The organism is Tahibacter caeni (assembly GCF_024609805.1).
In the GTDB taxonomy this organism is placed as follows: domain Bacteria; phylum Pseudomonadota; class Gammaproteobacteria; order Xanthomonadales; family Rhodanobacteraceae; genus Tahibacter; species Tahibacter caeni.
This window is the reverse complement of record NZ_JANFVR010000638.1, coordinates 1-1253: the sequence shown is the minus strand read 5'-3', so window position 1 is coordinate 1253 and position 1253 is coordinate 1. Positions and strand designations below refer to the sequence as shown.

The 1253-nt window shown below is 75.3% G+C and carries 1 pseudogene; it reads left to right on the top strand.

The features are described from left to right. Positions 1 to 1253: pseudogene (locus NON22_RS24495) on the top strand (hypothetical protein); the annotation flags it as partial.

Genomic DNA, 1253 nt, shown 5'->3' with positions numbered 1-1253 from the left:
AGGGGCGCCGCTTCGCCGCGCAGGTGCAGTCGGCGCCGGCCGAGCCGCGCAGGCCGGCGGCCGCGCCGCGCCACATCGCGCTGTTCTACGACGCGTCGGGCAGCGCCGCGACGCGTCAGCGCGAGCGCGAACTTGCCTTCCTGCAGGCGTGGCTGGCCCGGCTCGGCGAGGTCGAAGTCGATCTGATCGCGTTCCGCAACGACGCCGATCCGCCGCAGCGTTTCGCGATACGCCGCGGCGACAGTGCAGCGCTGCGCGCCGCGATCGAAGCGCTGCCGCTCGACGGCGCGAGCGCCTACGGCGCGCTGCGCCCGGAACTGGCCGGCGACGCCGACGTCGTGCTCGTGATCGGCGACGGCCTGAGCAACTTCGGCGACGGCGAACCGGGCTGGCTGGCCGGCGAGCGCACGCCGCGGCTGGTTTTCGCGCATGCGGCCCGGACCGTCGATGCGGCGCGCCTGGCGCGCTGGGCCAGGCGCGGCGGCGGCCAGGTGCTCAACCTGCTCGCCGTCGACGACAACACGGCGCAGGCCCGGCTCGAACGCCGGCCGTGGGTGCTGCAGGCCACGCAGGTACTGGCCGGGCACTGTGCCGACCTCGCGCCGCGCGCGCCGCAGCCGGCCGGCAGCGCGTTCACGTTGTACGGCCGCTGCAGCGCCGATGCGGAACTGGAGCTGCGCTTCGGCGACGGCGACGGCGCGACCGTGCTGCGCCGGTTCAAGCCCGCCGCCGGCACGCTGCTCGACACCGCTCGCGGCGCCTTCGTCGAGCGGCTCTGGGCGACCGCGCGCATCGCCGATCTCGACGACCGGCCGCAGCGAGATCGGGATGCGATCGTCGCGCTGTCCAAGACCTACGGTGTCGTGACGCGCGACACCTCGCTGCTCGTGCTCGACCGCATCGAGGACTATCTGCGCTACGGCGTCGAACCGCGCGAAGCCGACCTCGTCGCGCAATACCGCGCGCGCCGCGACCTCGCGCCCAAGCCGCCGTCCGACGACGCGTCGCGCACGGCGCACCGCAGCCTCGTGCGCGACGCGTGGACGAAGTTCCGCGACTGGCACGAACACGAGCACGCCTGGCTCGACAGCCTGCTCGCACCGGCCGCCGAACTCGAAGTGCTGCGCTGGCAGGGCACGCCGGCGCTGGCCGGCGACAAGGCGGCGCTGGACCAGGCGCGCGCACTGGCCAAACGCACGGCGGCGCTGGGCAAGCGCCGGCCTGCCGCCGCGGGCGATGCGCCGCAGCGCGCC